General features: G+C 59.8%; 9 protein-coding genes. 6 read left to right on the top strand and 3 right to left on the bottom strand.

From position 1 onward, the window contains the following. Positions 1-1,041: 1,041 nt before the first annotated feature. The 3 genes from AO242_RS04555 to AO242_RS04545 form a co-directional block, all read right to left on the bottom strand. Positions 1,042-1,632: an HAD family hydrolase gene (locus AO242_RS04555; protein ID WP_099267843.1), complete on the bottom strand. Its 591-nt coding sequence runs from the start codon at positions 1,630-1,632 to the stop codon at positions 1,042-1,044. Continuing rightward, positions 1,629-2,498, bottom strand: coding sequence for an acyl-CoA thioesterase II (tesB, locus tag AO242_RS04550; protein WP_027897894.1), 870 nt, complete (start codon positions 2,496-2,498; stop codon positions 1,629-1,631). The genes AO242_RS04555 and tesB overlap by 4 nt, the downstream gene beginning before the upstream one ends. Positions 2,499-2,583: 85 nt before the next feature. Next, a complete protein-coding gene (locus tag AO242_RS04545) occupies positions 2,584-3,153 on the bottom strand; it encodes a GNAT family N-acetyltransferase (protein WP_027897893.1) in 570 nt (189 codons plus the stop codon). 122 nt (positions 3,154-3,275) lie between these two features. On the opposite strand from AO242_RS04545, the gene AO242_RS04540 reads away from it, so the two are divergent. The 6 genes from AO242_RS04540 (at position 3,276) to AO242_RS04515 (ending at position 8,187) form a co-directional block, all read left to right on the top strand. Then, positions 3,276-4,193: a histone deacetylase family protein gene (locus AO242_RS04540; protein ID WP_099267842.1), complete on the top strand. Its 918-nt coding sequence runs from the start codon at positions 3,276-3,278 to the stop codon at positions 4,191-4,193. Positions 4,194-4,413: 220 nt separating this feature from the next. After that, positions 4,414-5,655, top strand: a complete 1,242-nt coding sequence (locus AO242_RS04535) for a TIGR03862 family flavoprotein (protein WP_099267841.1) — start codon at positions 4,414-4,416, stop codon at positions 5,653-5,655. Between the two features lie 189 nt (positions 5,656-5,844). Then, complete coding sequence (locus tag AO242_RS04530) at positions 5,845-6,150, top strand: nucleotide pyrophosphohydrolase (RefSeq protein WP_027898419.1); 306 nt, start codon at positions 5,845-5,847, stop codon at positions 6,148-6,150. Next, positions 6,147-6,896, top strand: a complete 750-nt coding sequence (locus AO242_RS04525) for a methyltransferase (protein ID WP_099267840.1) — start codon at positions 6,147-6,149, stop codon at positions 6,894-6,896. The genes AO242_RS04530 and AO242_RS04525 overlap by 4 nt, the downstream gene beginning before the upstream one ends. Positions 6,897-6,984: 88 nt before the next feature. Next, on the top strand, positions 6,985-7,611 hold the full coding sequence (locus AO242_RS04520; RefSeq protein ID WP_027898421.1) for a DUF4136 domain-containing protein: 627 nt from the start codon (positions 6,985-6,987) through the stop codon (positions 7,609-7,611). 18 nt (positions 7,612-7,629) lie between these two features. After that, the gene (locus AO242_RS04515) at positions 7,630-8,187 is read left to right on the top strand and encodes a DUF4136 domain-containing protein (RefSeq protein WP_027898422.1); all 558 of its coding nucleotides are present in this window, start codon (positions 7,630-7,632) and stop codon (positions 8,185-8,187) included. The last annotated feature ends 15 nt before the right edge of the window (positions 8,188-8,202 follow it).

Below are 8,202 nucleotides of genomic sequence, written 5' to 3'. Positions count from 1 at the left end.
TAGGTCTTTCGCTCTTGCATGGAACCTCCTGATTGGGCGAATCATATCGCCCTTAAGAGGTGTCCGGGATCATTAAGCCAGTTCAACTTGTTCGCGAAGCGTCAGACCTGATTCACCGCGCAACCCCTCTCGCCAACAAGTTGCCTCCTACCTGATACCGCACCAACCGGTAGGAGCGAACTTGTTCGCGAAGCGGCAGACCTGAACCACCGAGCATCCCCTCTCGCCAACAAGTTGCCTCCTACCTGATACCGCACCAACCGGTAGGAGCGAACTTGTTCGCGAGGCGGCAGACCTGAACCACCGAGCAACCCCTCTCGCCAACAAGTTGCCTCCTACCCGACACCGCGCTAAACGGTAGGAGCGAACTTGTTCGCGAAGCGGCAGACCTGAACCACCGAGCATCCCCTCTCGCCAACAAGTTGCCTCCTACCCGACACCGCACCAACCGGTAGGAGCGAACTTGTTCGCGAAGCGGCAGACCTGAACCACCGAGCATCCCCTCTCGCCAACAAGTTGCCTCCTACCCAACACCGCGCCAACCGGTAGGAGCGAACTTGTTCGCGAAGCGTCAGACCTGATTCACCGCGCAACCCCTCTCGCCAACAAGTTGCCTCCTACCCGACACCGCGCTAAACGGTAGGAGCGAACTTGTTCGCGAAGCGGCAGACCTGAACCACCGAGCACCCCCTCTCGCCAACAAGTTGCCTCCTACCTGATACCGCACCAACCGGTAGGAGCGAACTTGTTCGCGAGGCGGCAGGCCTGAAACACCGCGTAACCCCTCTCGCCAACAAGTTGCCTCCTACCCAACACCGCGCCAACCGGTACGAGCGAACTTGTTCGCGAAGCGCCAGACCTGATTCACCGCGCAACCCCTCTCGCCAACAAGTTGCCTCCTACCCGACACCGCGCTAAACGGTAGGAGCGAACTTGTTCGCGAAGCGGCAGACCTGAACCACCGCGCAACCCCTCACGCCAACAAGTTGCCTCCTACCCGACACCGCGCTAAACGGTAGGAGCGAACTTGTTCGCGAAGCGTCAATCCAGCAAAGCCCGTATTTCCCCACAATCCTGCGCATGCCAGTCCGCCAATTCCGGCCATGGGTTTTCCGGCAGGTTGACCAGGATGGTTTTGGTACCGGCCGCACGCCCGCAATCCAGGTCAAAACGATAATCCCCCACCATGACCATTTGCGCGGCAGGCACCTGCCAGGCGTTGGCGAAGTGCAGCAATCCCGCAGGATCCGGTTTGTGCGGGGCTTCATCGCGACCGAGAACATCCTCCACCGCAAAGCACTCCGCCAGACCGATGGCCTCCAGCGTCACATGGGCCAGCTCCCGGGCGTTGCGGGTCAGGATGCCCAGACGATAACCGCGCCCGGCCAGTTCGCGAACCAGTTCAACGGCACCGGGCGCAGCTTTGGAAGCGAGAGCCAGCTCCCGCTCATGCTCCAACAGCCAGGCATGCTTGGCTGCCGCGACATCAGCAGGCAACGCCGCCAGATGCCCAAGAATGTCGTGATCCTGCGGGATATCCAGCGCACGTTTGATCGCCGGGAAATCATGGGCGGCCACGGTCAGCGTGCCGTCCATGTCGAAGACCCAGTGGCGAATCCCGGAAAGACTCATGCCCAGTCCTTGCGATGACGAATCAGACCTTCCTGGCTGACCGAGGCCACCAATTGCCCGGCGCGGTTGTAGACGCTGCCACGGGAGAAACCACGGGAATTGCCCGCCCAAGGACTGTCCATGGCATACAGCAACCAGTCATCAGCCCGCAGATCGCCGTGGAACCACAGCGAATGGTCGAGGCTGGCGACCTGCATATCCTTCTGCCAGACCGTCTTGCCGTGGGGCAACAAAGAAGTGGTCAGCAGATTGAAGTCCGACGCGTAAGCCATCAGGTATTTGTGCATCGCAGGCACTTCCGGCAGCGAGCCGTCGGTGCGGAACCAGATGTACTTAACGGCCTCGGTCGGCTGCGGGTTGTAAGGATCGCTGGCAGTGACCGGGCGAAACTCGATAGGCTTTGGGCAGAGCATCTTGTCGCGCATGTTCTCAGGAATCAGGTGCGCCCGTTGCTGCATCAGTTCCAGCTCTGAAGGCAGGTTTTCCGGGCCGACGATTTGCGGCATCGAGGTCTGGTGCTCAAAACCCTGCTCGTCGTATTGAAACGAAGCACTGCAGGTGAAGATCGGCTGACCTTTCTGGATCGCCGTCACCCGGCGTGTACTGAAGCTTCCGCCATCGCGAACCCGATCTACCTGATAGACCACCGGCAAACCAGCATCCCCCGGACGCAAGAAATAACCGTGCAAAGAGTGCACGTGCCTTGCGTCTTCAACGGTCTGGCTGGCGGCAGACAGCGACTGCCCCAGAACCTGGCCGCCAAACAGCTGACGAAAGCCAAGGTCCTGACTGCGGCCACGGAACAGGTTTTCTTCAATCGGCTCCAGGCTCAACAGCGCAACCAGATCATCCAACACTTGGCTCATTCATTACTCCTCGCACAAACGGTTCGTCCGCCTATCAAGCGTGACAAAAGCTGAAATGATACAGAATTTAACGTCATCAGCCCCTTCAAGCTTGCAGCGTATCCAGCCATTGTTGACGAGTAATGCGATACAGCACGTGAGGTTGCAACGGATGTTCCGGCGGCAGGTTCGGATGTTCGAAGTCATCGACCGGGTCCGTGGTCATGCCAATCACCTGCATCACTTTTTGCGAAAGCTCATTGCTTTGCGCCGCGAACGACACGATCTCATCCACTCCCAGGTGCTCGAACCCACAACCCATAGCCGTCCAGGCCGCTTCGCTGGCGTAACCAAAGCCCCAGTGCTCCCGAGCCAGACGCCAGCCAATCTCAATGGCCGGAGTGAAGTGTGATTCAAAATTCACCACGCCAAGCCCGGTGAAGCCAATGAACTGGCCGGTGTCCTTGCGCTCCAGCGCCCACAAGCCAAAACCCAGCTCAGCAAAATCCCCACGTATGCGACCGATCAGTGCAGCGCTTTCCAGATAACTCAGTGGCTCAGGAAAATAGCGCATGACATTGGGGTCCGCACACATGTCGGCAAACGCCTGTAAATCGTCATCTCGCCATTGGCGCATCAACAATCGCGCGCTCTCGAGTTTAAGAATCGGCTCCATCGGTTTCTCCATTAACCGGTCAGTCACTGTGTCGGCCAGTGTAGCTTCGCGTTGTTTCACAAAGCTGGGCGTTCAGGGGCAATGCTGGCACTATCCGGCTTCGACCTCTGAACGGACCCGAAATGTCCCTGCCGCTCATCTATCACGAGGATTACAGCCCGGACTTCCCGGCTGACCATCGTTTTCCCATGGACAAGTTCCGCCTGCTGCACGATCACCTGATCGACAGCGGCCTGACCAGCGACGCTGCCTTGCTGCGACCGCAGATCTGCCCTAACGACATTCTCGCACTTGCCCATGACCCTTCTTATATAAGGCGTTACATGGAAGGTGACTTGTCCCGCGAGGATCAGCGGCGACTCGGCCTGCCGTGGAGCGAGGACCTGGCACGGCGCACGGTTCGCGCCGTGGGCGGTTCGTTGCTGACCGCTGAACAGGCCCTCCAGCACGGGCTGGCGTGTCATCTGGCAGGCGGCACCCACCACGCGCATTACGACTATCCAGCCGGGTTCTGCATTTTTAATGATCTGGCGGTGATCAGTCATTACCTGCTGCAAAGCGGTCGCGTCGGCAAAGTCCTGATCTTCGATTGCGACGTGCACCAGGGCGACGGCACGGCGCGGATTCTCGCTGATACCGAGGACGCGATCACGGTCTCGCTGCATTGTGAAAAGAACTTTCCGGCGCGCAAAGCCGAGAGCGACTGGGACATCCCGCTGCCGATGGGCATGGGCGATGACGAATACCTGAAAGTCGTCGATGACTTGCTCAACTACCTGTTGCCGTTCTATCAGCCGGACCTGGTGCTCTACGATGCAGGCGTCGATGTCCATCAGGATGACGCCTTGGGCTACCTGAAACTGACCGACGCCGGAGTGGCCGCCCGCGATGAAGCGGTGCTGCGCCACTGCATCGGGCGCAACATCCCGGTCATGGGCGTGATTGGCGGCGGCTACAGCAAGGATCGCTACGCTCTGGCGCGCCGCCACGGCATCCTGCACCACAGCGCGCAGAGGGTCTGGGTGTCGGAGGGGTTGTGAACTCTGTCTCATGACACCACGCAGGACCTGTAGGAGTGAGCTTGCTCGCGATAGCGTTTAATCAGGCGAAGTATTTTCGATTGGAAGATTGCCATCGCGAGCAAGCTCACTCCTACAGCTATGCGCTTCAATTCAAAGGATCGCATGTTGTTTGGTAGGAGCGACCGGGGCGCGGTGCAGGTAGAATGCCCCACCAAACCGCAAAGACACGCACCACGCCATGACTGACATCACCCCGACCACCACTCCCTCAGTCGCCATCATCGGCGGCGGCCCTGCTGGTTTGATGGCGGCCGAAGTGTTGAGTCAGGCCGGGATCAAGGTCGATCTGTACGACGGCATGCCCTCAGTGGGGCGCAAGTTTCTGCTGGCGGGCGTCGGCGGCATGAACATTACCCATTCCGAGCCTTACCCGGCCTTCCTTTCCCGCTATGCCGAACGCTCCGGCAATGTCGCACCGTTGCTGCGCAGTTTGGGCGCGGATGATCTGTGCGATTGGATTCACGGCCTCGGTATCGAAACCTTCATCGGCAGCTCGGGCAGGGTCTTCCCTACCGACATGAAGGCCGCGCCACTGCTACGTGCCTGGCTCAAACGCTTGCGTGAGAGCGGCGTCACGATACACACGAGGCATCGCTGGCTCGGCTGGGATATCGCAGGCAACACACGCATCGCTCGCCCCGAAGGCGAAATAATCCTGAAACCCGATGCCGTGTTGCTGGCACTGGGCGGCGCAAGCTGGTCAAGGTTGGGCTCTGACGGCGCATGGTGGCCGCTACTGGCCGAGCGTGGCGTTGACCTCAAGACGCTGCAAGCCGCCAACTGCGGTTTCGAAGTGGCTGGCTGGAGCGAGTTGCTGCGCAGCAAGTTCGCCGGTGCACCGTTGAAAAATATCGGCATCGGCATGCACGGCCAGACACCTCGCCTGGGTGAATGCGTAATTACCGACAACGGCGTAGAAGGCAGCCTGATCTATGCCCTTTCGGCGCAGATTCGTGAAGAAATCAATCAGCAGGGTTCTTCCACTGTCCTGATCGACCTGCTACCGGGCAAGGCGTCTCCCGCTATTCAGAAAGCCCTGGAAAAACCCCGGGGCTCACGTTCCATGTCCAAACACTTGCACAGCCAGCTGGGTATCGATGGCGTCAAAGCCGCCCTGTTGCGCGAACTGGCCCCGCGTGAAGCTTTCGATGATCCCGCTCAACTGAGCCGAGCCTTGAAAGCCTTGCCGCTGACCGTGATCAAAGCGCGCCCACTGGACGAAGCCATCAGTACCGCAGGCGGTGTAACCTTTGAAGCCATGGACCAGCGCCTGATGCTCAAGCAGTTACCTGGCGTATTCTGCGCCGGAGAAATGCTCGACTGGGAAGCGCCAACCGGCGGTTACCTGCTTACCGCATGCTTCGCCAGCGGCAAGGCTGCGGGGCTTGGGGCTCTGGAGTGGTTGAAAGAAACTAGATGACGCAGATCCGCAGGAGCTGCACAGGTGCCCTGACACCGCGCTGTCTCGCAGCAAACATAGGACCCGTAGGACCGGCTTTAGCCGGGAGGGCATTATTTCTGGCGAAATTATTGTGCGAATCCAACGGCTCTCTCCCGGCTAAAGCCAGTCCTACGGAGATGTATGCCCATGAATGATTCAGGACACCCCATGAACCTAGAAGAACTCACCCAACGCCTGCACCGCATCCGCGATCAGAACGACTGGAAGCAGTTTCACAGCCCCAAGAACCTGACCATGGCCGCCAGCGTGGAGATGTCCGAGCTGGTGGAAATCTTCCAGTGGCTGACCGAAGACCAGTCCCGCCAGTTGCCGCCCGAGAAGCTGGAACATGCCGGTCAGGAAGTGGGCGATATCATTCTTTATTTACTGCTGCTGTGCAGCGAACTGGGCATCGACATGGACACCGTGGTTCGCAGCAAGCTGGCTGACAGTGAACGCAGGTTTGCCAAATGAGTGATCGTCACTTCGATCAACTGGCGACCCGATTCGCCGAAAAAATCTACGGCGGTGCCAAGGGTGCGATTCGCCTCGCGGTCCTACAGGCTGACCTGACCGAAGCGCTGCCCGAACGCCCGTTGCGCGTGCTGGATATCGGTGCCGGGCTGGGCCACATGTCGTTGTGGCTGGCGGAGCGCGGCCATGACGTGACGCTCGCCGAACCGGCCGCCCCCATGCTTGAAGGTGCGCGCCAGCGATTCGCCGACGCAGGCCAGATCGCTACGTTCATTCAGGCGCCCTGGCAGGAACTCTCGGATCAACTGCATGAGCCCTATGATCTGGTGCTGTGTCACGCCGTGCTGGAATGGCTGGCCGAGCCGCACACGATTCTCCCGGTGCTGCGTCAGTTGACCAAAGCCGATGGCTGGCTGTCCCTGGCGTTTTATAACCGCGACGCGCTGATCTATCGCAACCTGCTCAAAGGCCACTTCAAGAAAATGCGCAAGAACGACATGGCGGGCGAGAAACAAAGCCTGACCCCGCAGCAGCCTCTTGATCCGCGGGAATTGGCGGCGCAACTTGAACGCCTTTGGCGTGTCGAAACCCAGAGCGGTGTCAGAGTGTTTCACGACTACATGCCGGTGGAGTTTCAGGCTCGGGCCGAACTCGTGGACTTGCTGGAAATGGAACTGGCTCACCGTCGGCATCCCGCCTATGCAGGGTTGGGTCGTTACCTGCATTGGGTGTGTCGCCCGCTCTGATTCTCGCCAAGCGCCGGGGTGATCACAGGCAGTCCGGCGTTGCTGATCTCCGTTTCCTGTCTTAGAAGGCCACTTTGCGGAGGCCATGATGAAACGCCGCCTTGCTTTGATTCCTCTTTTCCTCGGTCTGGCTGCGTGCCAGAGCGATAACCCGTATCGCGCAGATTCCAGACCACTGCCCCCTGCCCCCGCTCACGCGGCCAATGCCGTGGACATGAGCGCATACCCGGCAGCGCCACGGGACTACGGGCGCTATCGCAACTGGACCTGGCGCAACAACCAACTGCCCGGCGGCTCTGCCTGGGCTGATTCGGCGCAAATCGCCGAGGCGGTCAGCAATGGCCTGGATCAGCGCGGTCTGCGCCCGGCCAACAGCACGCAACCTGCAGACCTGCAAGTCAGTGCGCAAACCCGCATGGAAACCCGCACCCGTCAGGTGCGTGACGACTATTCCGATCCCTACTATGGCGGCAGCGGAATCGGCTATGGCCGCGGCCCATACGGCAACCGCTATGGCGGTTATGCCAGCGTGCCGATCGTGCGCACTTATCAGGAACAGGTAGTCGTCGTCAGCATCAGCCTGTTCGACGCCCGCGACGGCCAGCCTGTGTGGAGCGCCAGCGCAGAGACGCAAAACCGCGGAGATCAATCGGATCGATCCAAGGCCCTGCGTCAGGCTGTGCAAAAAGCATTGAGCGCGTATCCTCCTTCCTGACATCTTCGGAGAACTGCCATGTTTCGCCGCCTTGCTCTGCTGTCCCTGCTGGTGCTGCTCAGTGCCTGCCAAACCAACCAGATCAATCGTGACTTCGACGCCAGTCGTGATTTTGGCGGCTACCGCAGCTGGAGTTGGAAGGAGCCCGGCGTGCAGTACCAACCTGATGATCCACGGATCAAGAGCGATCTCACCGACCAGCGTATTCGCCAGTCGATTGGCGAACAGCTCGACCAGCGCGGCTTGCGCATGGCCCCGGCAGGTGCCAATGGTGATCTGAAGGTTCAAGCCTGGCTGATCATGGAAAACCGCCAGCAACTGGTCAGTACCAATTACGGCGGAGGCTGGGGCCCTTGGGGAGGTTACGGTTACTGGAACGCACCGATGACCGAAACCCGCAGCGTGGACTACAAGGTCACGACCCTGCAGATCGACCTGTTCGACGGCAAGGACGGCAAGCTGGTCTGGCGCGGCAGCACGGAGCGCATCCTCAATCAGGACAACGCCCCAAACGCCCGTGAAACGGCTATTCGCCAGACAGTGGCGAAGATTCTGGAGCAATATCCGCCACGTTAAGTGGCGGTCGTTAGT

This window comes from Pseudomonas sp. ICMP 561 (genome assembly GCF_002699985.1).
In the GTDB taxonomy this organism is placed as follows: Bacteria; Pseudomonadota; Gammaproteobacteria; order Pseudomonadales; family Pseudomonadaceae; genus Aquipseudomonas; species Aquipseudomonas quasicaspiana.
Note: the sequence above shows the minus strand (reverse complement) of the source record. Positions and strands in the feature narration are given on the sequence as shown.